This is a genomic window from Micromonospora sp. NPDC049204 (assembly GCF_040647935.1).
Classification (GTDB): Bacteria; Actinomycetota; Actinomycetes; order Mycobacteriales; family Micromonosporaceae; genus Micromonospora.
In genome coordinates this window covers 505931-529141 of sequence record NZ_JBEZDC010000002.1, presented here as the reverse complement: position 1 = coordinate 529141, position 23211 = coordinate 505931, and the positions used below count along the sequence as shown (strand labels likewise).

The window sequence follows — 23211 nt, the reverse complement described above, 5'->3', positions numbered from 1 at the left end:
GTCACCCGGTCAGTAGAGGAAGAACGGTGCCGACGGGTTGCTCGGGCGGACACCTGCCGGGACCGGGGCGATGTCGCGTACGCGGCCGGGCTCGATCCGTTCGAAGGGGCTGCTGCGGTAGGCCACCCCGTTCGCCTCGTACATGTAGGCCCCGCTGGGCACCCGGACGATGCGGTTGGTCGGGTACGCCGTCAGGTGGTTGACCTTGGCACCGAGGTCGGTCCGCAGCGGCGTCTCCAGCGCGCCGTCGACGCTGATCTCGTAGATCGCCGGCTGACCGACGGACCCCGCCACCACCAGTTGGTCCTCGCTGCCCCAGTCGACAGCGGTGAGGGCGGTCAGCGAGGTGGCCAGCTGCCGGGGTGGGCCGATGGAGACGCCCCCGCCGTCCAGGTTCACCGCGGCGACGTAGAGCCGGCCACCGGCGATCAGCGCGACCCGCTGGCCGTCCAGCGCGGCAGCCACCGCGCTGACGTCGGCGGGCAGGTTGAGGGGCACCTGGTACATCCGCGCCGACTCGTCGAACCGGTAGAGCTGCCCGTCGGCGACGACCAGGCCGCGGCCGGGGCGTGCGTCGACGGACCGCAACCAGACCGGACGGCTCATCGAGGAGTATTCGGACGTGCTGCGGAAGGGGACGGAGACCGGCGCGGCACCCGCACCCACCGCGAGGCGGCGTCGGCCGTCGCTGCTGCCGGTGACCACCAACGCGGCGAGGATCCGCTGGTCCTTGGCCATGGCCAGGTCGGCGGAGACGATGTTGCGGTTGGCCTCGGGCGCCAGCGGCACGGTTCCGCTGAGTTCGCTGCCGAAGTCGAGCGGGTGGATGGCGCCCTCGTACAGGCCGAACCGCTGCGGGCTCTCGGCGATCGGGTAGAGCTGATCGGAGTTCCGTCGCTCGCTCAGGTCCTGTACGGGCAGCGAGTTGTTGCGGATCTTCAGCTCCAGCTCACCCGGCAGGTCCCCCAACGACCAGGCGATCTGCGTGATCAACTGGTCGATCCCATTCTGGTCGTCGCCGGACATGTCCAGGTTGATCTCCCAGCGACCGTTGCCGCCGGTGGCGTTGTTGATCAGCTCGGTGCGATCGGGCAGCCCGACGACACCCGGGCGCAACCAGTCGGAGGGACCACCGACCAGCCACTTCACCACCTCGTTGACCCGGCGCCCATCCGGCACCGCGAGCGGCCGGTAGCGCTGGTCGGGCACGAGGCGCGTGCGGTCCGAACTCCAGAAGTAGATCGACTCGTCCTGGTAGTAGCGACGGAGGGCGGCGTCGCTGAGCAGCAGCACGTTCGGCGGGTCGAAAATGTACAACCCGGCCCGCTCGTCGTTCACGGCGCCGTTCAACGCCGCGCTGCGGATCCCGAACTCGTACTCCGTCTCGGTCGCCACCGGCGGCGCCAGGATGCCGTTGGCCCGCAGGACGCCGATCTGCTGCACGGTGATCTTCACCGTGGTGGTCGAGTCGCTGTTGAGGGTGTAGACCGCCTCACGCAGCCGCACCACGTTCAGCGCGACCTCGCTGCCCTTCTTCTCCTGCAGGCGGGACTTGTGCTCCGGGGCGATGAACGCCTTGACCCGCTCGTACGCCCGATCCGGCTCTCCGGCGGCGGCGGACAGGAAGTTGCGGACGAACGCCTCGTTGACGCTGCCGCTGGCCGTTCGCGTCGGCGGCTCGTTGCCGGGACCGTTGACCGCGCCGGCCTCCGTCGCGGTCCCGCCCTTGCCGTCCACCCGCACGTCGGACGCCGCCGGGATGCCGCAGCCACCGCCCAGCAGTACCACCACGCCGAGCGCCGCGACCAGGGTCGGCCGTCTCATGAGCGCACCTCCGCCCGCTGTCCGTCCCCGGTCGGCGCCGGGTCGATCGCCAGTGCCCCGCCGGTGCCGGGCCCGATGGCCAGCGGGCCACCGTCGCGGGGACCGCCGAACGGCAGCGCGGCGTCCGCCGGCACCAGGCGCAGCGGCGAGGTGGTCAGCCGGTCTCCCGCGCGGGCCGGCAGCGTGAGCCGGAACTGCGCGCCCTGCCCGGGTGCACCCCAGGCCTCCAGCCAGCCGCCGTGCAGCCGGGCGTCCTCCAGGCTGATCGACAGGCCCAGCCCGGTGCCTCCGGTCTGCCGTGCCCGGGACGGGTCGGCTCGCCAGAACCGGTTGAACACCAACTTCTCCTCGCCCGCCTTGAGCCCCACGCCACGGTCGCGGACGGTGATCGCCACGGCGGTCTCGTCCGCGCCGAGGGTAATCAGCACCGGTCGGGCCTCGCCGTGCTCGACGGCGTTGCCGACCAGGTTGCGCAGCACCCGCTCGACCCGGCGCGGGTCGACCTCGGCGATCACCGGAGTGCCCGGCAGGTCGAGTTCGATGGGTACGCCCACCCGCTCGGCCAGGCCGCCCAGCCGGTCGACCACCCGGTGCACCACCGGCACCAGATCGGTCGGCTCGGAGTCCAGCATGGCGAAACCCGCGTCGAAGCGGCTGATCTCCAGCAGATCGGTGAGCAGTTCCTCGAAGCGGTCCAACTCGGCCTGGAGCAGTTCGGCGCTGCGCGCCACCGCCGGGTCGAACTCGTCGCGCTCGGCGAAGATCAGGTCAGCGGCCATCCGTACGGTGGTCAGCGGGGTACGCAGCTCGTGTGAGACGTCGGAGGTGAACCGACGCTGTAGTCGGGACATCTCCTCCAGGCGCAGGATCTGCCGTTGCAGGTTGGTGGCCATCTGGTTGAAGGAGGCGGCGAGCAGGGCCAGGTCGTCCTCCCCGTTGACCACCATGCGTTGGTCGAGCAGGCCGGCGGAGAGTCGCTGGGCGGTCCGTGCGGCGACCCGGACCGGGTTGACGACCAACCGGGTGACGAGCGCCGCGAGCAGCCCGAGCAGGATCACCAGGGCGACCCCGGTGGCGACGACGGTGGCTCGGGCGTCGGCGGCGGTGACGTCCTGCCGGGTCAACGGCACCAGGTAGTAGAGCTCGATCTGGCCGAAGCGGGTGGGCACCGGCGAGCCGTAGACCAGGTATTTGGTGGACTGGCCGGTGAGCCGCCCGGTGCGGATCTGGCTGGCCACCTTGCCGTCCGCGATCGTGGCCCGCAGCTCCGGGCTGATCAGCGACTGGACGTTCACCGATGGCGAGGTGCGGGTCTGGATGTCGTTCTGGTAGCCGTCGGCCGTGATCGCCACCACCACCCCGCTGGTCTGCTGGGGGTCGCCGCCGGCCAGGTAGTTGACCGTCCCGTCGATGGTCTCCTGGAGCTGCGCCTCCTGCGACTGGCCGTAGAGGGAGACCTGCTTGGCCGCGTAGCTGGCACCGCTGATCACCCGCTGTCGGACGTCGCTGCGGGCGTTGTCGAGGAGGATCGTGGTGATCTTGTCAGCGATCACGAACGCGAAACCGCCGACCAGCAGGCTGGACGCGACAAGCGTGATGGTCACGACCCGGACCTGCAGGGAGCGCCGCCAGGTCTGGTGCACGCGGCCCACCACCCGGGCGACCCGGCCGCTCACCGCGCGCCAGATCTCCCCACCGGCGCTGGGCCGGCGGGCAGCCGTGCTCGGGGAGTGTGGGGGCGGCGAGGTCGACACAGTGCGACCAGGCTATCCGGTCCCCGCCTTGTATCCCACGCCCCGCACGGTGAGGATGATTTCCGGTCGCTCCGGGTCCGGCTCGATCTTGGCGCGCAGTCGCTGGACATGCACGTTGACCAGGCGGGTGTCGGCCGCGTGCCGGTAGCCCCAGACCTGCTCCAGCAGCACCTCGCGGGTGAAGACCTGACGCGGCTTGCGGGCGAGCGCGACCAGCAGGTCGAACTCCAGCGGAGTCAGCTTCACCTCCTCGTCGTTGCGGCTGACGGTGTGCGCGGGCACGTCGATGGTGATCTGGTTGTCGGGTGGCCCGATGGTCAGCATCTCGGGGGCCACGTCCTCGCCTCGGCGCAGGCGGGCCCGCATCCGGGCGACCAGCTCCTTGGGCTTGAACGGCTTGACCACGTAGTCGTCGGCACCGGACTCCAGGCCGAGCACGACGTCCACGGTGTCGCTCTTGGCGGTCAGCATGACGATGGGCACGCCGGACTCCGCCCGAATCGACCGGGCGACGTCGATACCGCTCATACCAGGCAGCATCAGGTCGAGCAGCACGATATCGGGACGGCTGTCACGAAAGGCGGCCAACGCCCGCTCGCCGTCCGCCACGAACGAGGGCTGGAAGCCTTCGCTGCGCAACACGATGCCGAGCATCTCGGCGAGCGCGGGGTCGTCGTCGACCACCAGTACGCGGGCTCTCATGGGATTAATATTGCATCCTCGTTCGGTTCGGTGGGACCGGCGTCCGCCGGTAACGCAGGGTGCCGCCACAGAAGCGCTCGTCGCGACCCCCGGCGGCGGCGCCACGGGCTGCGGTGCCCGGCACAGGATGAGGACTCCGGCCCAGGCTGCCACCATGATCCCCCTTCGACGGCACCCGGCGCCACCGCAGCCGCGGCCGGGGCCGGCTGTCGCCAACCTGACCCCGGGTCAGCCGAAGAGCGCGCGCCCCCAGTGGTCGCCGCCGTCGCGTACCCCGGGCGGGCAGGCGAACACGCCGCTGGAGACGTGCCGCAGGTACTCGTTCAGCACGTCGTGCCGCGCCAACTGGGTCTGGATCGGCACGAACTGGCGGCGCGGGTCGCGCTGGTAGGCGATGAAGAAGAGGCCCGCGTCGAGCCGGCCGAGGCCGTCCGAGCCGTCGACGAAGTTGTAGCCCCGGCGCAGCAGTTGGGCGCCGTTGTTGCGGCTCGGGTGGGCCAGCGTCACGTGCGCGTGCTCGGCGATCACCGGCTTGCCGTCCGCGCCGCGCGCGGTGAAGTCCGGCTCGTCGAACTCGTCGGTCCGGCCGAGGGGGGCGCCACTGCCCTTGGTCCGGCCGACGATCTCCTCCTGCTCGGCCAGGGAGGTCCGGTCCCAGGTCTCCACCAGCATCCGGATCTTGCGGGTCACCAGGTACGAGCCGCCCGTCATCCAGTCCGGCCCGTCACCCGGCTGCACCCACAACTGGTCGCGCAGCAGCTCGGTGTCCTCGGCCTTGAGGTTGGCCGTACCGTCCTTGAACCCGAACAGGTTGCGCGCGGTGGCCTGGTCACGGGAGGTCGAGGAGGTACGCCCGAAGCCGAGCTGCGACCAGCGGACGCTCACCACACCCATGCCGAGCCGGGCCAGGTTGCGGATCGCGTGTACGGCGACCTGCGGATCGTTGGCGCACGCCTGCACGCAGAGGTCACCGCCGGAGAGCTGCGCCTGTAGGGCGTCGCCGGGGAACTTCGGCAGCTCGGACAGGGCGGCGGGCCGCCGGTCGGCGATGCCGAAGCGGTCCCGCCCGTCGGCGTCGCGGAACAACGTCGGTCCGAAGCCGATCGTGAGGGTGAGCTGCGACGGGGGCAGACCGAGCGCCTCGCCGGTGTCGTCCGGTGGGGCCTCCGGCATCCCGCCGACCGCGCCGAGGATGCCGGCGTCCCGTCCCGCGGTCATCCGGGCGGCGGCGGCCGTCCACTCCTCGAGCAGCTCGACCAGCCGGGCGCGATCCTTCGTGATCACGTCGAAGGCGACGAAGTGCAGCCGGTCCTGGGCCGGGGTGACGATGCCGGCCTGGTGCTCACCGTGGAACGGCACCGCCCCGGCCGGGTGGTCGCTCGCCGCGGCCGGACCGTGGGCGCCGTTCAGCAGCGCCCCCGCGCCGGCCGCCACTCCGGCGACCCCGGCCACCCCGGCGCCGGCCAGGGTGATCGCCCGGCGCCGGGTCAATCTGCTCCCACTCATCGACTCGACTCCTTCTGCCGAAAGGTCACTTCGCGACGGCTGCGGCGACCTTGCTGATCGGCTCGGCGAGCGCGTTGATCCCGTCGGAGAGATCCTTGAGCTCGGCCTTGCTCAGTGCGGTGTGCAGCTTCCACCCGTCGCCGTCGCGGTGCTTGCCGAGCAGCGCCTCGACGTTCGTGAACTCGGTGTCCAACTGCGTGACCAGCTCCGGCGAGCGCTGCTGCAGGGCCGGGCGGAGGGCGGAGACGGCGGCCTTGGAACCTTCGAGGTTGGCGGCGAAGTCCCACAGGTCGGTGTGCGAGTAGCGGTCCTCCTCGCCGGTGATCTTGCCGCTGGCCACCTCGTCGAGCAGTTCCTTGGCACCGTTGGCGAGTTGGAGCGGGGAGAGCTTCTCCGCGTTGGCCTTGGTCACGATCTCCTTGACGTCCGCCAGCAGGCGGTCGGCGATCGGGCCGTCCTTGCTGATGTCACCCGACTGCCAGAGGTCCTTCTCGATCCGGTGGAAGCCGGTGAACTCCATCCCCTCCTCGATGACCTCCTCGCGGCCATCGATCTTGGGGTCGAGGTCGCCGAAGATCTCGGCCACCGGCTCGATCCGCTCCCAGTAGGTGCGGGCGACCGGGTAGAGCGTCTTGGACTTCGCCACGTCGCCAGCCTTGACCGCGCTGACGAACTCCTCGGTCTTGTCCAGCAGCGCGTCGGTCTGGCTCTTGACGTAGCGCTGGTAGTTCTCGGCCGCGCCGGCCAACGCGGCGTCGGCGGTGAGCGGCTGCGCCGACCCGCTGACCTTGAGCGCACCCCGGATGCCCTTGCCGCTCATCCCGGGCTTGCAGGCCGTCTGGTAGGTGCCGGCCGGCAACTCCACGTGCAGCTCACGGCTCAGCCCCGGGGCGATGTTCTCCACCTCGCCCATGACGCGGTCGCCGTCGGCGTACACGTAGAACTCGGTCACCTTCGCGCCGGAGTTGGTGATCTTGAAGGTGGCGGTGCCGGCGCCCAGGTCGGTGGTGCCGACCTCACAGGCGGTGTCGTTGGCCTTGACCACGATCGGTCCGCCGGACGCGGCCGGGTCACCCTTGTCGGAGTCGGAGCAGGCGGCCAGACCGGCCGTCGCCAGCACGCCGACGGCGGCCAGCGCGAAAAATCGGGTGGTACGCATCTGAGCTGTCTCTCCTCGTGGGGGTCAGGCACGCTGCGGCGTGGCTGCCGCCTCGGCCTCGGCCTCGGTGCCGGTGTCGGCTCCGCGCTCGGTGACTGTGGTGGTCGCGGCGGGTGCCGGCTTGCGGCGGGCCGGTCGCAGGAAGAGCAGAAGGACCGGCACGGCGTACCCGATCCAGGCGATCGTCTCCAGCACGGTGGGCGCGGGCGTCACGTTGAACATGCCGGCGAGCAGGGCCGCGTACCAGGTGGTCGGGTCGAGCGCCCCGGTGATGTCGAAGGCCAGGTCGTTCAGGCCGGGCAGGACGCCAGCCTCCTGGAAGTCGTGGACGCCGTACTTGAGGATGCCGGCGGCCACCAGGATCAGCAGCGCGCCGGTCCAGGTGAAGAACCTGGTGAGGTTGATCCGCAGGGCGCTGGCGGAGAGCAGCGCGCCGAGCACCACGGCGGTGACGATGCCGCCGATCAACGCGAGCAGCGGCCCGCTGTCACCGGCCGCGCCCTGGGCGGCCGAGTAGAAGATCAGCGCGGTTTCCATACCCTCCCGGATCACCGCGAGGAAGGCCATGCCGGCGACCGCGAACGAGCCGACGGCGAGCGCCTCGGTCAGCTTTCCCCGCAACTCGCCGGCGATGGTCCGGGCCGCCCGGCGCATCCAGAAGATCATCCAGGTGACGAAGACCACGGCGGCGACCGAGGTGATCGCCTCGAACAGCTCCCGGTCCTCGTAGCGCGAGAACAGCGAGGTCGACGTGTACTCGATCAGCCAGCCGAAGAGCACCGACAGCGCCACGGCCAGGCCGACGCCCGCCCAGACCTGCGGCAGCCGGTCCCGGCGCTGCGACTTCACCAGGAAGGCGACCAGGATGCTGACCACCAGGGTGGCTTCCAGACCCTCCCGCAGGCCGATCAGGTAGGTGGCGAACATCCGGGCTCCGAGTTCATCAGGTACGCCTCAACCAACTTAGGGCAGGCATACCTTGCTCCCTGCCCAGGAGCCTCGTCAAGTCGTACACGACAAGCTCACTCGACCCCTGCGCCGCAGGCCAGGCCGGTCGGCGACGGACACCGCCCTTCGGCTGTGGCAGGATGCCCGCCGTGAAGGGATTCCTGCCGTGGCTGGCGGTGCTGGCCGTGGTCCTGCTGCTCAGCGCGTTGCGCCTGCGGGCGCTGGCCACAGTCGTGTCCCTCGCCTGGCTGGCCTGGTGCGTGTGGACGTGGTTCCGCCCCACCCGCCGCGACTCCCGTTCGCGCTGACCCCGCCGACTCCGGGCGGAAGACGACGAACCGGGCCGGCTGCGAACAGCCGACCCGGTCCGGACGTGCGTTGATCAGTAGCGGTAGTGATCCGGCTTGAACGGACCCTCGGTCGAGACACCCAGGTACGCGGCCTGCTCCTTGGTCAGCGTGCTCAGCTTGGCGCCGAGCGCGCCCAGGTGCAGCCGGGCCACCTTCTCGTCCAGGTGCTTGGGCAGCACGTAGACGCCGATCGGGTATTCCTCGGTCTTGGTGAACAGCTCGATCTGGGCGATCGTCTGGTTGGCGAACGAGTTCGACATCACGAAGCTCGGGTGCCCGGTCGCGTTGCCCAGGTTCAGCAGGCGACCCTCGGAGAGCACGATGATGGCGTGCCCGTCGGCGAACCGCCACAGGTCGACCTGCGGCTTGATGTTGATCCGCTCCACGTCGGAACGCTTGGCCAGACCGGCCATGTCGATCTCGTTGTCGAAGTGGCCGATGTTGCCGACGATGGCCTGGTGCTTCATCCGGGCCATGTGCTCGTTGGTGATGACGTCGAAGCAACCGGTGGCGGTGATGAAGATGTCCGCCTGCTCGACCACGTCGTCCAGGGTGGCGACCTGGTAGCCGTCCATCGCGGCCTGCAACGCGCAGATCGGGTCGACCTCGGTCACCACGACCCGGGCGCCCTGGCCGCGCAACGACTCGGCGCACCCCTTGCCCACGTCGCCGTAGCCCATGACGACGGCCATCTTGCCGCCGATCAGCACGTCGGTGGCCCGGTTGATGCCGTCGATCAGCGAGTGCCGGCAACCGTACTTGTTGTCGAACTTGCTCTTGGTCACCGAGTCGTTGACGTTGATGGCCGGGAAGAGCAGGGTGCCCGCGCGGTGCATCTCGTAGAGCCGGTGCACGCCGGTGGTGGTCTCCTCGGTCACGCCCTTGATGCCGGCGGAGATCCGGGTCCAGCGCTGGCCGTCCTCGCCGAGCGAGCGGTGCAGCAACTCCAGGATGACCGCGTACTCCTCGGAGTCGGCGGACTCGACCGGCGGGACGGCCCCGGCCTTCTCGAACTCGGTGCCCTTGTGCACGAGCAGGGTGGCGTCGCCACCGTCGTCGAGGATCATGTTGGGGCCCTGCCCGTCCGGCCAGGCGAGCACCTGCTCGGTGCACCACCAGTATTCCGGGAGGGTCTCGCCCTTCCACGCGTACACCGGGACGCCGGCGGGGGCGTCGGCGGTGCCGTTCGGGCCGACGACGATCGCCGCGGCGGCGTGGTCCTGGGTGGAGAAGATGTTGCAGGAAGCCCAGCGCACCTGCGCGCCGAGGGCGACCAGCGTCTCGATAAGGACGGCGGTCTGGATGGTCATGTGCAGCGAGCCGGTGATCCGCGCGCCGGCGAGCGGCTGCGCCTCGGCGAACTCACGGCGAATCGCCATCAGGCCGGGCATCTCGTGCTCGGCGAGCTGGATCTCCTTACGCCCGAACTCGGCGAGCGACAGATCCGCCACCTTGAAGTCGCCTTCGGCGAGGGTGCTTGGCCGGGCCTCGGACGGCGTACCGCTGGGGGACGCCGGGAGGGTGCTGGTCATGAAAGCTCCTGTCGAACGATGTCTACGCCGACCCTTCACCTTACGCGCGCCGTCACCACCTGTCCGGCACGGTCCACGGACAGCGCACGGGGCGGTCGGTGATGAGCGGACTTTCCCGCCCACGTCCCGCCCGCCCCGTGCATCCCCCCGGTTTGGTTCCCCGCACGTTCTCGGACCGTCGTCGCGATAACGCTGCGTACTCATAGAGTCACACTCAGGCAACTTGCCGTCAAGCTATTCCGGAAAAGTCGGACTTGTGTCGTCGTTGGCGCGGACGGGTCAGCGCAATCCGGAGGTCGCCACGTACGCCTCGCCGTCACCGCTGATCCGCAGCGGCTCGCCGGCCGCGGTGCCGATCGCCGCCTCGCCGGACGCCAGCGTCACCGCACCGGCGCCGTCGTCCACGGTGACCGCGCCACCGGCGCAGAGCACCACCCGGGGGCCGGGCAACGGCAGTGTGACCAAGGGCACCGCCGCGCCCACCCGCACCCGGTGCAGCGCGAAATCATCCACCGGCACCGGCCAACACTCGACACCCGGACCCACCGGCAGCGCAGCTCGCACCGGCTCGTCGAGCACCTCGAAGCGAAGCACCCGCAGCAACTCGTCGACGTCCACCCGCTTCGGGGTCAGCCCACCCCGGAGCACGTTGTCGCTGGCCGCCATGATTTCCACGCCACAGCCACTCAGGTAGGCGTGCAGGTTGCCGGCGGGCATCCAGATCGCCTCCCCCGGCACCAGCCGCAGGTGGTGCAGCAGCAACGCCACCAGCACGCCCGGATCCGCCGGGTACGCCGTGGCCAGCCGGCGGGCCAACTCCGCGTCCGGGCCGTCGACCGGCGCTGCCGTCACCGAGGCCAGCAGCTCGGGACGCTCGGCGACCGGCCAGCCGAGCAGCGTCCGCACCGCCGTGCGCAACCCCGGCGGCCCGGCCCGCAACGCGGCGACCACCGGCGCCAACTCCGGTACACCGAACGCGGCGAGCGCCTCGGCCGACTCCACCGGATCCCGAAAACCGCACAGCGCTTCGAACGGCGTGAGTGCGACGAGCAACTCCGGCTTGTGGTGCGGGTCGGAATAGTTGCGCTGTCCCTCGGGACGCCCGGCCTCGGCCGCGTAGCCCGCCCGCGCCTGTTCGGCGTCCGGGTGAGCCTGCAGACTCAGCGGAGCATCGGCGGCGAGCACCTTGAGCAGGAACGGCAGCCGGCCGCCGAATCGCTCGGAGACCCGCTGACCGAGCCACTGCCCCGGCTCGTCCCGCACCAGGTCGCAGAGGCTCACCCGCAGGCCGGCGCGGTCCACTCTGGCCGGAGCGCCCGGGTGGGCGCCCAGCCACAGCTCCGCCTCCGGCCCCGTGCTGGGCACCACCCGACCCTGCAGGAGTGCGAGGGCCGAGCGGGAACCCCAGGCGTAGTCGCGAATCGGTCCGTAGAGTGGCTCCACAGGTCAGCCCCCGGGCCGCCCGGCCGCCTCGCCCGAGGCGTCCTGCGGCACGGCCGTGTCGGCCGCCGCGCCGGTGCCGGCCTCGGCGGCGGCGGCACTGTAGACGTCCGGCTCCAGGTAGATCACCCGGGCGATCGGCACCGCGGCGCGAATCCGCGCCTCCACGGCGTTGATGCCCCGCGCGAGGTCGTGGGCGCTCTCCCACTCCGGAACGGCGATCTTGGCGGCCACCATCAGCTCTTCCGGGCCCAGGTAGAGCGTCTTCATGTGGATGATCCGCTCCACCTCGGGGCCGTCGGTGACGGCCCGCTCGATGGTGGCCAGGTCGGACGCCTCGGCGCCCTCACCGAGCAGCAGGCTCTTCGTCTCGATGGCCAGGACCACGGCGATGACGACAAGCAGGATGCCGATCATCGCGGTGCCCGCGGCGTCCCACCGGCCGTTGCCGGTGATCAGCGTCAGGCCGACACCGAACAGCGCGAACACCAGACCGACGAGCGCGCCGAAGTCCTCCAGGAGCACCACCGGCAACTCCGGCGCCTTGGCGCGGCGGATGAAACGCACCCAGGACTGGTTGCCCCGGACGTGGTTGGACTCCTTGATGGCGGTCCGGAAGGAGAACGACTCCATGATGATCGCCGCTACCAGCACGATCACCGGCACCGCGTGCCACTTGGTGATGCCGTGTGGGTGCGCCCACTTGTGGTAGGCCTCGTAGAGGGCGAACAGGCCACCGATGCTGAACAGCACGATGGACACGATGAACGCGTAGATGTAGCGCTCCCGGCCGTACCCGAACGGGTGCTCCGGGGTGGCCGCCCGCTTAGCCCGCTTGCCGCCGAGCAGCAGGAGGCCCTGGTTGCCGGAGTCGGCGACCGAGTGGACCGACTCGGCCAGCATCGACGACGAGCCGGTCAGCAGGAACGCTGCGAACTTGGTGACGGCGATGCCGATGTTGGCCAGCAGGGCGGCGACAATCGCCTTCGTCCCACCGTTCGCGCTCATGCCACCGCTCCGCTTCGCCGCACGAAGCCAACCGGTCCGCGCATGACGCACCGCCCCCTACGTTCGTTCACTGGTTCGACAGCTCCTTCATCTCGGTGATGGCCGGTACGGCCATCGGGTCCAGCCCGTGTGCCAGAGCGAGGTAGATCGAGGCGAAATCCGGGACCGCGATCAGCGAGGCCAGCCGCTCCAGGGCAGAGCCGCCCTCGGCCGTCACCACGTCGCACCGCACGCCACGGCGCTCGGCGAGGGTCTGCACCGCGTCCGCGCGGCGCTCCTCGACGGCCAGCGGCTCGTCGGTGTCGTCCTCGGCGTTGAGCCCGCCGTCGCGCAGCAGCACGAGCCGCAGCCGGGTGCCCTCGCCGTCGTCCTCCGCCCGGTCGGCGAAGATGTCCCGCTCGCCCTCGGCCAGGCCGCCGAAGACGCCGTCGAGCAGCCCGACCCGGCCCCGGCCGGCCTCGCCGAGCGCCCCGGTGACCACCGGGTAGCGGGCGTTGGCCGACAGGGTGTCGCCGAACCGGCGGGCGGCCACGGTGGCCAGCGGGGACGAACCCCAGACGATCGGGATCGAGCCGGCCAGGCCCAGGGCCAGCGACTTCGCCGGGTTGACGAAGGACTCCGCGGCGGAACGGCAGCGGTCGGCGTCCGCGTCGAGCCGGGCCGCGGTCTCCGCCAGGTCCGCCTCGTTGACCTTCACGAGCCCGAGCGAACGAGCCGCGAGCAGGACCGGAATGGTGAGCGCCCAGAGGCTGGCTCGGGCCGGGGCACGCCGGGGCACCGGAATGAACGGCGCCCGGGCCTGCTCGGCGATCGACTGCAACTGCGAGTCGGGGGCACCCACGGCGACCAGCCGGGCACCCCGCCGGTGCGCCGCCTCGGCCGCGCCGAGCGCCTCCGGGCTACGACCGGACGCGCTCACCGCGATCACCACGTCCGCCGCGCCCACCCAGCCGGGTACGCCCGCGCTGCGGTGCCCGATGATCGGGACCGGGCAGCGCGGACCGGCGACAGTGGCCAACACGTCCCCGGTACGCCCCGCGGTGCCGATACCGGCGATGACGACGGCTCGGGGACGCCCGTCGTCGGCGAGGACCGCCAGGTTCGCCTCGGCGGCCAGAGCCGCGCTCTCGCGAACCTGCGCACCGGCCGACGCCGTGTGCCGGAGCATGCCGCCCGGGTCGTGCTCGGCCAGCGCCTCCGGGTTGTCGAGCAGGGCCTCGTCGGCGTCGCGACGACCGCTGACCCCGGCCGTACCGTCGATCATGAGGACTGCCCCGGGCCGCCGCGCGCCTCGTCGAGCAGCAGCACCGGCACGTCGTCGCGGACCTCGAAGATCCGGCCACACTCCGTGCAGGTGAGCGTCTGCGCCTCGGCGTCGTAGGTGAGCGGGGCGTGGTGCGTGTCCGGACAGGCGAGAATCTCGAGCAACTGCGGATCCAGGGCCATGGCACGGCTCCTTCCACGTGTGCGGCTTGACCGGCGGCGGTACCGACCGGGTGTGCGGCTTGACCGGCGGCGGTGCCGACCGGCGCAGGCGATCTTATCGGCGAACGCGGTCGAGCACGTCGTCCCGGAGCGAGACCATCCGCTCGCGGGTAGGCGCCTCGACGTTGAGCCGCAGCAGCGGCTCGGTGTTGGAGGCGCGCAGGTTGAACCACGCGCCGTCGGGGAACCGCAGAGTGAGGCCGTCCATCTCGTCGGTCACCGCGTCGGGGTACGCGGCCCGCACCTCGGCCACCGCCGCCGCCTGGTCGGCCACCGTCGAGTTGATCTCGCCCGAGGCGATGTAGCGCTCGTACTCGCCGGCCAGCACGGACAGCGGCAGCGACTGCTCGCCCAGCGCGGCCAGGGTGTGCATCGCCGCGAGCATCCCGGTGTCGGCGAACCAGAAGTCCCGGAAGTAGTAGTGCGCGGAGTGCTCGCCGCCGAAGACAGCGTTGGTCCGGGCCATCTCCGCCTTGATGAAGGAGTGCCCGACCCGGGCGACGACGGGCTTCCCACCGTGCTCACGGATGATCTCCGCGACCGCGCTGGAGGTGATCAGGCCGTGGATCACTGTGGAGCCGGGGTGCTTGGCCAACTCCCGTGCGGCGACGAGGGCGGTGATCGCCGACGGCGAGACCGGCTCGCCACGCTCGTCCACCACGAAGCACCTGTCGGCGTCACCGTCGAAGGCCAACCCGATGTCGGCCCCGTGCTCCACCACCGCGCGCTGGAGGTCGACCAGGTTCGCCGGATCCAGTGGGTTGGCCTCGTGGTTCGGGAAGGTGCCGTCCAACTCGAAGTAGAGCGGAACGATCTCCAGCGGCAGCGGCGACAGAGCGGCGTCGCCCAGCACGGTGGGGACGGTGAAGCCACCCATCCCGTTGCCGGCGTCGACGACGACCTTCAACGGCCGGATGCCCGAGAGGTCGACCAGCTTGCGCAGGTAGCCGGCATAGTCGGGCAGCAGGTCGCGCCGCTCGGCCGGCCGGGTGGGCGTACCGGCGGGGCGGGCCTCGCCCGAGTCCAGCAGCGCCTGGGCCCGCTCCCGGATCTCCGCCAGACCACTCTCCTGGCCGATCGGGCGCGCGCCGGAGCGGCACATCTTGATGCCGTTGTACTGGGCGGGGTTGTGGCTGGCGGTGAACATCGCGCCGGGCAGGTCGAGCGAGCCGGAGGCGAAGTAGAGCAGGTCGGTGGAGGCCAGCCCGATCTCGATCACCGAGCGGCCCTCGGCCCGTACGCCGGCGGCGAACGCGGCGGCCAGTCCGGGCGAGGTGGCGCGCATGTCGTACCCGACGACCACCGCGTCACCCGGCTCCTCGGTGGAGTTGAGCAGCTGCGTGAACGCGGCTCCCAGCGCCTCGGCGACCCGTTCGTCCCACTGGTCCGGCACCGTCCCTCGGACGTCGTACGCCTTCACAATCTGGGACAGATCAGACACGTGTTCCACTCCTTGGCCGCAGGTAGACACCGAGCCTGAGCGTAACGGAGGGCCGGGGTCGAGCCCCGCTCAGCCGGGGAGCCGGGGCATGATCACCGTGCGACCGCCATCGTCGGGGGGCGGATCCCCGGGCGGTTGGCGGTTTTCCGGCGCTCCCGGCATCGGCTGCGTCGCCTCCGGGGGCGCACCTGCTGCGGGCCGAGCACCGTAGACGCCACCGGCGGCCGGGGGCGGGGACGGCACAGCACCCGGACCCGCGGCCGGGCGCGGGAATGGCATGGCGCCCGGGCGTGGGAGTGGCGCGGCGCCCGGACCGGCGGGCGGCGGCTGCTGGCCGTACACCTGGCCAGGGCGACCGGGCGTGGCCGGCGACCCACCGCCGGCCCGGTAGGTGGTGCCGCCGGGGTTGCCCGGCAGCGTGCCGGTCGGCTCGTCGGACGGCCGGCGATCCTGGCGCGAGCGACGGAACAGCAGCACGATGAGCAGCAACCCGATCGCCACCATGACGATGCCGAAGATCATCACCGGCGAGGTGCCGGACGAGGCCGCGGCGGCCGCCGAGGTGTCCGGCGCACCAGAGGTGCCGGCCAGCGCGGCCGGCGTCACCGCGTCGTCGACAATCGCGACGTCGGTCGGACTCGGGGTGGGCGTCGCCTTCTTCGACGGCGTCGGCGAGGGGGTGACCCGCGCGCCGTTCACCTTCGCCGTGTCGCTGCCCCGGCCGAGCTCCAGACCGGCCGCGTTGAAGCCCACGCCGATCACGATGAGCCGGCCACCCGGGACAGCCGCATCGAAGGTCACCCGGTACCGCACGGTGATGCCCTTGCCCTTGCACAGGGTGGGCTTCAAAGGCGTCGTCTGCACGGTCCCCACGTTGCCGCCACCGCCGCTCACCGCCACCGGGAGCCACTGCCTGCCCGCGTTGACCTCGACCTTCACCTGGTCCGGCTGGAGACCCCCCAGGTTGAGAACCACTCCGGTACGCAGCAGGACGCAGCCGTCGGTGCGCTTGCGCACCGCCACGTTCACCCCCTGGGCGGAACCACCGGCGGTGAAGCTGCTGGCCGCACCCACCCGGACCGAGTCGCCTTCGGCCAGCGCGGGCGACGCGCCGAGCATCACCAGGCCGCCCACCAGACCGCAGACCGCCGCGAGCCGTGCCGCGCGTCGACGCACCGTCATGATCACCTCGCCGTCTCCCCGGGTGGGGTCCGCGGGCCAGGCTACTACCGCCCCATCCACCCCGCCGGTCACAGAGCGGCCCGGACGTGTGCCGCGTTACGGTTTCGGACCCGGCCCGACGACCTGCTCACACGTGGTTTCACTCCGGGCAGGACGTCGGGTCAGTGCGGGTGCTCCGCCCGGGAGAGGGCGTCGCGGCAGAGTCGGTCGGACGTGCGGGTGGTCTCCGGCAGCCGGAACCGCGGGGTCAACGCGAGCACCTGCGCGGTCGCGTTCTCCAGGCTCATTCGATGCCCGACGCTGACGAAGACCGGCTTCACGCCGTCCTGGGTGCGGAGCACCCGGCCGACGACGTCACCGCCGTCTAGCAGCGGCGACCAGGCACCCCGCTCGGTGGCCGGCGGATCCCACGTCCCGACCAGCGGCGTCTTGCCCACCCCGATCGCGGGCAACCCGGTGACCACGCCGAGGTGGCAGGCGAGCCCGAACCGACGCGGATGCGCCAACCCGTGCCCGTCGCACACCAGCAGATCCGGGATCGTGGCCAGGCGGTCCAATGCGCTGAGCAAAGCAGGCAACTCACGGAAGGCGAACAGCCCCGGCACGTAATCGAACGCCGGCCGCCCCACACAGACCGCCGAGTCCACCACGACCAACGTCCGGGCATCCAGCACCGTCACGGCCGCCGCCAGCAGGTCACCACCCTGGGAGTACGCGACATCCAGGCCGGCCACCGTCTCCGGTGCGCTGGGCCCCGGCCCGACCAGGTCGACAAGCGGCCGCAACTCCTCCTGTACGGCCACCGCCTCGGCAACACTGCCCGGCGTCGCCACGTCCCTCGGCGTCGAGGCCACCGCTCGCCATGATCCACTCGACGTCATTGACGTCGGGCTGTCCCACGGCGGCGAATGCCCGACATCGCCGAACCCGAGTCGATCACCCTCGCCGCCGACCTTCGGTACCGTCCCGGGCGGCACCACCGTCCGGGCCACCCTTCGCGGGGTCGCCATCGGTTCGCCCCTTCGCCGCGCCGAGGGCCATCGCGAAGGCAATGCCGAGGGCCACACCGAAGGCCACGCCGCCGGTCGAGCCGAACGAGGGGATGCCGATCGCCAGTCCGATCAGGATGCCCACCGGCCACGCCCAGAGGTTGGGCCACTTGCTCTGCGGGTCGGAACTCGCCATCCGTCGATGCTATTCGACCCGGTCGGCCGCCACCCACGCCGTCCGCTCCAGACGACAACGGCAACCCACCGTCAGGCAAGGCCCTATCCGTCGCTGGCCTCCGCCCTCGCTATCTCGGGGTCCGCGCCAGGATCGCCCGCCGCGCGAAGCTGCTCCTCGAACATGACAAAGGTCCGCTGCCGAATACCACGAATGATGGCCTGTTCACGTGGAGTCTCATGACGAGCCTCGGCGTCTGCAAGATCTTCGATTGACCGCACCGCATCGTAGAGCGCGAAGATCGGCCCGTCACCCTTGAGGTAATGAGCCCGGTAAGCCTCGACCTCCTGCACGAAATCCTCCGCGGTACGACGGAAGATATCGCCACCGACACCTAGTGTTATTTCGACGAAGATGTCATTCTTTTCGTGCCATCCACCAGAGTCGATGGAAACTCGCCAGACCCGAGCGCCACCATCAGGAGTTTCGACGATCTTCACCGGCGACTGGTAGTAGAGGTAATAAGCGGGGAGCGTCAGGCCAGGCATCTCGGTCATCCAGACTTCTCCTCGAAAGTTGACTGCAAAGCCTGCCAAAATAGCCGTTGTTCGCGAAGACGAACGCCGTCGGTGATTGCACGCTCCCGCAGCGTGAGAGGTCGGCCCTTCGCCTCGGCAAGAGCCTCCATGTCACGTCGCACCTCATAAAGGACATGCTCCCACTTCGCGACAGCGTCAAGCGCGGCCAAGTGTAGGCGGAATTCGGCCAGGTGGCCGTTCCGCGTCCGCAGCACCATCTGCACATCCCGGTAGCCACTACTCATTGGCGTCACGAACCGATCTTCACAGCTCACAACGACGACATCTCGATGGCCTTTGATCCGGGCGAGCGCGGCGTAGAGATCGTCGAGGTTGCGGAACTCAACCTTCGCGGCCGCGAGGTCGAGCAATTTCGACACGTCGCCCTGATTGTTGTTCACCTTGTCCTCGGCTCGGCCACGCTCCTTGGGCTGAGGACGCCAGCCAGGCTCTCCAACACGATGACCATCCACCTGCGCCAGGGACACCGCCAGCTCATTCAGATCGGCCTGCGCCACGACCGCAGACGCGTAGAGATCGTCGAGGTAGCGCCTACGGTAGGCGGCGTCACCGCGCCGGAGGTCATCGAATCCCGCCTGCGCGACCGGCCCCCGCCGCACCTGAATGCTGGCACTGACACTCAGCTGTTCGGCGGTGAGGGGAGTCGGCTCTGGCCGAGGTACACCCGGGGGCGTCGATGCCTCCAGGCCGGCAGCCTCTTGGCGGGCGACGTCGTCGAGCACCTCGGCGAGGACGTCGATGGCCTGCTGATGACCCGCCAGGTGATAGAGGGTCAACGGGCGCGCGGTCAGCGAGTTCGCGAGTTCGGGCGTGGACAGGATCAGACGTGCGAGATCTGGATGCCGCACCAACTGCCGGGTCAGGCTCTCGGCCAGCCCTGGCTCGTTCGCGGGCGGCTCCCGCCCAATGCTGTCGAGCATGTCGCGGACCCGGCCGTCGGCGAACAGCCGCACCACATCCCGCGCCGACGCGTCGTCCAACTCCGGGACCAGCCGACGAAGGCTGGGCGGGTCGACCACCTCCGCGAACTCGGCCGGACTCACGCCGGCGGTGAAGATCTCGTCCAGACTGGCGGCCATCGAGACGACCCGGGCCGGGCTGTCACCTGCCGGCGGCTGCCGCGGGACAGCGCCGGATGAGTTTTCGGCGGGCTCGCCGTCGCCCGCACTCACCGAGCCCGGACCGTCCAGCAGCAGATACATCCGGTTGATGTACGGGTCGCCGGGGCCGCCGTCGCCGTCCGCCGACGGGTGGTTCGGCAGGTCGGGCCGCTCACTGAACCGGCCGCGGGGCAGCCCGCTGAGCGGCATCGGCCGGCCGTCGCCGCCCAGCACCAGCGAGTCGATGCCGACCACGTCGGGGTACAACGGCCGGTCCCGGACCACGCCGTTCTGCGGGTCCACGTAGAGCACCGTGCCGTTCTGGTTGAGCGCCACCCACGCGTGCGAACCGCCGTGCGGCCACTCGGTGACCAGGAACGCGTAGCTGCCGTGGCCGCCCAGCAACAGTTGGTCGTGCAGGTTGCGGTAGCTCCGGTCGGCGGCCTGCCGTGCCTGCTCGCCGTACGTCCGCTGCCCGGACGGCGGGGCGAGGAGCCGCTGGAAGCGCCCGCCGGTCACGTCCTCGACCCGGCCCGGGCCGCCTGCTTCACCACGGATCGGGCGTCGGATGTCCCCGTCCAGGTAGCCGTCGAAGGTACGCGGGGCCGACACCCGCGGCCGGCCGTGCACCCAGGTTTCGAACATCGACAGCGTGCAGTCCAGGCAGTTGATGCCCCGGGTGGCGTCGGCCCTGGGACCTCCGTCGTTCAACAGCCGGAACCAGCCGCCCCGGCGGGGATCGGCGGTGCGGGTGACGGTGCCGTCCGACTCGCGGGGCATCTGCCGTTCGACGTCGACCTGGTGCAGGGCGAGCGGTGGACGCAGTCCTCCCGGCTGCCCGTACGGCCGGGAGTCGTCGATCGGCGGGGGTGTGTCGTCGCCGGTGAGCCGGGACGGACCGGAGGTCTCCACCGCGCCGAGTGCGAGCGCGCCGACGTCCCGGTTGGCGTGTTCGAAGGCGGTGGCGCCGATGTCCACGACCGGCGGCGCCGTGGTGCCGGCCAGCACCGCGTCCGCCAGGTCACGCCACTGGGCGTACGCCTGTGTCTCGTCGTTCGCGGCCCACTGCCAGCCGTCGGCCCACTGCCGGTGACCAGCCTGGTGCAGTTGTCGGGCGTAGGCGGCGTACTCGGTGGCCCGGCGATCGTGCTCGGCGGCCCGGGCGCGCAGTCGGGTGGCCTCGGCCTGCCGGCGATTGCGCTCGAACCCGGTCCGCTGCGTTTGGTGGTGGCCGTGGTAGCGCCGCCGCTCGGCGGCTTCCGCCTCGGCGGCCCACTGCGCGGCGTACCAGTCGATGGTGTCGGTCGTGGGCGTCACCGGATCGCCGAACGCCACGACCTCGGCGGGGACGGACGCCCTGCCCCGGGCCGGATGATCGGGCGCGCGCCGCTCCCGCGCCGGGGCGAGCAGTCGTCCCACCTCCGGGTTGGCGACGGTGACCGGCGCTGTCGGGCCGGCGGTGGTCGTCGGCGTCGGCGTGGCGGTCGATGGTGACCAGGCGACCGGGCCGTAGGTGGTGGCGTGCGGCGGGTTGCCGACGTGGCCCGGCGCGACCCCGCTGGTCGGCCCGCTGGCCGGCCCGCTGGTCGGCGCGAAGGCCCCGGCCACGGGTGCGGCCACCGACGAGAGCCCGGGAGCGACTGCCGACGACAGCCCAGGAGCGGCCACCGGCGAGACCCCGGGACCGACCGGCGACGGCATCCCGGGAGCCGCCATCGGCGAGACTCCGGGAGCAACGGCCAACGGTTGCCCGGGAGCTGCCACCGGCGACGGCCTTGGGTCGGCGGCCGGCGGCGACGGCGTCGGATCGGCCGCGATCGTGGGTGTGGCGCTGGCCTCCTTCAGGAGAGGCCCCTCCGTCGACAGCATCGGGGTGTCCACGTCGGACAGCGCGTTGACCGACGGTGGTGTCGACACGTGCAGGTCCACGGCGGTGGCGGTCGGCTGCGCCGTGGAGACGCCCGCCGAATCGGCGCGCGGCGGCAACCCCTGGTCCGGTGGCGACGTGGCGGCGAGGGGCGTCGCCTGCGCCGGGACGCTCGGAGCCGAGACCATGCCACTCGAACCCGCCGCGCTCGCGGCCACCGTGGACGAGCTCACACCCGCTGCCGACGTGGCCGTACCCGCCCAAGCATCAGCCGGCCGGGACGTCCCCGAGGCGGACGGATCGCCGGCGACCGGTGCCACGGAAGGGAGGGAGGGGCCGGTGAACGACGCCCCGGCGAGGGCGTCGGCCTGCGCGTCGAGCCGGGCGCGCAGCGCGTGGTCGGTCTGCCCGGTGGCCGAACCGGTGGCCCCGGACGCGGCGGCGCGCGCCACGTCCTCCGGGGAGGTCAGGCCCTGACCGGTGGCCAGGCTGGCAGCGCTGTCGGCGAGCACCTCGCCGGTCATCTCCCGCCCCAGGTGCTCCCCAACCCGCGCCACCCGCCCGGTCGCGTGTCGGCCCAGCCCAGCCAGCGGCGCCACCGCCCCGCCGGCGAGGCCACCGACCGCCGACGCGCCGAGGTCGGTCAGGTCCAGGCCGTGTGCCCGCCCGGTGGAGTTCTGGTACGCCTGGGTGGCCAGGGTGACCCCGGCCTCCTCGGCGGCTTCCTCCAGTCCCTCCCGGCCGGCCCGCCTGGCGAAACCGCGCACACCACCCCGGGTGACCTCCTTGGCCGCCCGCTCGCCGGCCTCCTTGAGCCCGTGTTTGAGGGATTTGCTGGCGAGTTGGCCCATCAGCCGCTTGAAGATCTGTTGCACCAGCAGCCGGGTCGCGGTGATGGCCGCGCCGGCCGCCGGGCTTGCCGCACCCGCGGTGAGCACCGCCGCGACCGCGACCGCGAGCAACTCGACGACCAGGATGCCCAGCTCGATCCAGACCTCCAGCTTGGCGCCCTCGATGTCGCAGCCGCACTCCTCGACCAGCCGACCCAGGTCGGCGGTGACCGCGAGGAGCACGGGCAGCGGGGCGTCGGCACCCTCGGCGATCGCCCGCCAGGCCGCCTCGAACGCCGCGTCGACCGCCCCGACACGGCCGTACCCGTCGTGCACGTCGGCGGCGGCCGTGGCGGCATCGGTGTACGGGCCGGAGAGGACGCCGGCGATCGCGTACCACTGGTCGGCGACGTCCCAGACCGCCCGCTCGTTGCCCTCCGGCCACTGCACGCCGACCACCCAGTCCAGGGCTTCGTAGATCCAGCCCGGCACGTCCCAGGGTGCGTGGTCCAGCGGGTGCGGAATCGGGCTCGGCAGCACACTCATCGCAGTCGCCGGCCGTCAGCGCCTGTCGGCGGCCCGACCGAACCGGGCCGCGCTGCCCCCGTCGGTCTGCACGCTCGCGTCGACGGCGCGGACAACGTCGCCGCCCAACTCGGTGAGCCGGTGCCCGACGCCCGCCCAGGCCCGCAGCACGGTCTGCTCGAATCCGCGGTAGTTGCGCTCGAAGGCGGCGCCGATGTCGTCGCGACCCCACGGCCGGGCGCCGCTGGCGGCCTCGATCGCGCCGCCTTCCGCCGCTCGTCGGGCCGCTACCGCCTCACCAGCGAGCGCCAGGTCGGCACCGCCGCTGCGGGCGCGGGACGGGTCGAGCCAGAGCTGTCCGTCGGTCATGGCTGCCCCGCGCCCCGGCCGAGAACGGTGTCGGCCCGGCCGAGCAGCGCGGCGTAATCTCCGGTGCGCAGGAAGTCCGCCGACCCGGAGCCGGCCGGCACAACCTCGGCGACGAGGTCACGGGTGGCGTCGGCGGCGGCGGTCGCGGCGGCCCGGATCGTTTCGGTGATTTTCCGGCCGAGCGCCGCGGCGTCCCGCTCGCGGTAGACGGCCGGCGTCACCTCGACCTCAATCAACTGACCCTGGGCGCCCACGGTTGCGGTCACCTGGCCGTCGGCCGACCGCCGGGTCACCCGCAACTCGGCGAGGCGCGTCTGCAAGTCGTCCAAACCGGACCTGAGCTGCTGGTACTGCCCGTACACGTCGTCGAATCTGGCCCGTAGCTCGCGGTTGGCGTGCCGGTCCGCGTGTTCGCTCACCGCTGCC

20 protein-coding genes are annotated in these 23211 nt (G+C 71.5%); 1 reads left to right on the top strand and 19 read right to left on the bottom strand.

The window, feature by feature from the left end:
- Nucleotides 1-9: 9 nt before the first annotated feature.
- The 6 genes from AB0A90_RS05455 to efeU all read right to left on the bottom strand — a co-directional run bounded on the left by AB0A90_RS05455 (nt 10) and on the right by efeU (nt 7872).
- Complete coding sequence (locus AB0A90_RS05455) at nt 10-1824, bottom strand: LpqB family beta-propeller domain-containing protein (protein WP_357242016.1); 1815 nt, start codon at nt 1822-1824, stop codon at nt 10-12.
- Entirely contained in the window at nt 1821-3578 is a 1758-nt protein-coding gene (mtrB, locus tag AB0A90_RS05450) for an MtrAB system histidine kinase MtrB (protein WP_357242013.1), read from the bottom strand. The genes AB0A90_RS05455 and mtrB overlap by 4 nt, the downstream gene beginning before the upstream one ends.
- Nucleotides 3579-3590: 12 nt before the next feature.
- Complete coding sequence (mtrA, locus tag AB0A90_RS05445) at nt 3591-4280, bottom strand: MtrAB system response regulator MtrA (protein ID WP_110564421.1); 690 nt, start codon at nt 4278-4280, stop codon at nt 3591-3593.
- A 228-nt stretch (nt 4281-4508) separates the two neighbouring features.
- Nucleotides 4509-5786: an iron uptake transporter deferrochelatase/peroxidase subunit gene (efeB, locus tag AB0A90_RS05440; protein ID WP_357242010.1), complete on the bottom strand. Its 1278-nt coding sequence runs from the start codon at nt 5784-5786 to the stop codon at nt 4509-4511.
- Between the two features lie 25 nt (nt 5787-5811).
- Nucleotides 5812-6945: an iron uptake system protein EfeO gene (gene efeO / locus AB0A90_RS05435; RefSeq protein WP_357242007.1), complete on the bottom strand. Its 1134-nt coding sequence runs from the start codon at nt 6943-6945 to the stop codon at nt 5812-5814.
- A 24-nt stretch (nt 6946-6969) separates the two neighbouring features.
- Complete coding sequence (gene efeU, locus AB0A90_RS05430; RefSeq protein ID WP_357242004.1) at nt 6970-7872, bottom strand: iron uptake transporter permease EfeU; 903 nt, start codon at nt 7870-7872, stop codon at nt 6970-6972.
- Between the two features lie 170 nt (nt 7873-8042).
- On the opposite strand from efeU, the gene AB0A90_RS05425 reads away from it, so the two are divergent.
- A complete protein-coding gene (locus tag AB0A90_RS05425) occupies nt 8043-8201 on the top strand; it encodes a hypothetical protein (protein ID WP_357242002.1) in 159 nt (52 codons plus the stop codon).
- Between the two features lie 74 nt (nt 8202-8275).
- On the opposite strand, the gene ahcY is transcribed toward AB0A90_RS05425, so the two are convergent.
- From ahcY to AB0A90_RS05360, 13 genes are all read right to left on the bottom strand, one after another.
- Nucleotides 8276-9775 (bottom strand): adenosylhomocysteinase, encoded by a 1500-nt coding sequence (ahcY, locus tag AB0A90_RS05420; RefSeq protein WP_357241999.1) that lies wholly within the window; start codon nt 9773-9775, stop codon nt 8276-8278.
- Nucleotides 9776-10054: 279 nt separating this feature from the next.
- A complete protein-coding gene (gene manA, locus AB0A90_RS05415; RefSeq protein WP_357241996.1) occupies nt 10055-11218 on the bottom strand; it encodes a mannose-6-phosphate isomerase, class I in 1164 nt (387 codons plus the stop codon).
- Nucleotides 11219-11221: 3 nt separating this feature from the next.
- Entirely contained in the window at nt 11222-12223 is a 1002-nt protein-coding gene (locus AB0A90_RS05410; RefSeq protein ID WP_357241993.1) for a cation diffusion facilitator family transporter, read from the bottom strand.
- 67 nt (nt 12224-12290) lie between these two features.
- Nucleotides 12291-13487, bottom strand: coding sequence for an SIS domain-containing protein (locus AB0A90_RS05405; protein WP_357241990.1), 1197 nt, complete (start codon nt 13485-13487; stop codon nt 12291-12293).
- A complete protein-coding gene (locus tag AB0A90_RS05400; RefSeq protein ID WP_091394023.1) occupies nt 13484-13669 on the bottom strand; it encodes a Trm112 family protein in 186 nt (61 codons plus the stop codon). Before AB0A90_RS05400 ends, AB0A90_RS05405 begins: the two co-directional genes overlap by 4 nt.
- Nucleotides 13670-13763: 94 nt before the next feature.
- Complete coding sequence (locus tag AB0A90_RS05395) at nt 13764-15149, bottom strand: phosphomannomutase/phosphoglucomutase (RefSeq protein ID WP_357241987.1); 1386 nt, start codon at nt 15147-15149, stop codon at nt 13764-13766.
- A 69-nt stretch (nt 15150-15218) separates the two neighbouring features.
- Nucleotides 15219-16331 carry a hypothetical protein gene (locus AB0A90_RS05390; RefSeq protein WP_357241984.1) on the bottom strand — a complete coding sequence of 371 codons (1113 nt, stop codon included), beginning with the start codon at nt 16329-16331 and terminating at the stop codon, nt 15219-15221.
- A 161-nt stretch (nt 16332-16492) separates the two neighbouring features.
- Nucleotides 16493-17185 (bottom strand): endonuclease V, encoded by a 693-nt coding sequence (locus tag AB0A90_RS05385; RefSeq protein WP_357241981.1) that lies wholly within the window; start codon nt 17183-17185, stop codon nt 16493-16495.
- A gap of 82 nt (nt 17186-17267) precedes the next feature.
- Nucleotides 17268-17516, bottom strand: coding sequence for a hypothetical protein (locus AB0A90_RS05380; protein WP_357241978.1), 249 nt, complete (start codon nt 17514-17516; stop codon nt 17268-17270).
- An 83-nt stretch (nt 17517-17599) separates the two neighbouring features.
- A complete protein-coding gene (locus AB0A90_RS05375) occupies nt 17600-18052 on the bottom strand; it encodes a hypothetical protein (RefSeq protein WP_357241975.1) in 453 nt (150 codons plus the stop codon).
- Nucleotides 18049-22437, bottom strand: coding sequence for a toxin glutamine deamidase domain-containing protein (locus AB0A90_RS05370; protein ID WP_357241972.1), 4389 nt, complete (start codon nt 22435-22437; stop codon nt 18049-18051). Before AB0A90_RS05370 ends, AB0A90_RS05375 begins: the two co-directional genes overlap by 4 nt.
- Nucleotides 22438-22452: 15 nt before the next feature.
- Nucleotides 22453-22785 carry a hypothetical protein gene (locus tag AB0A90_RS05365; protein ID WP_357241968.1) on the bottom strand — a complete coding sequence of 111 codons (333 nt, stop codon included), beginning with the start codon at nt 22783-22785 and terminating at the stop codon, nt 22453-22455.
- A complete protein-coding gene (locus AB0A90_RS05360; protein ID WP_357241965.1) occupies nt 22782-23204 on the bottom strand; it encodes a YbaB/EbfC family nucleoid-associated protein in 423 nt (140 codons plus the stop codon). The genes AB0A90_RS05365 and AB0A90_RS05360 overlap by 4 nt, the downstream gene beginning before the upstream one ends.
- Nucleotides 23205-23211 lie beyond the last annotated feature (7 nt).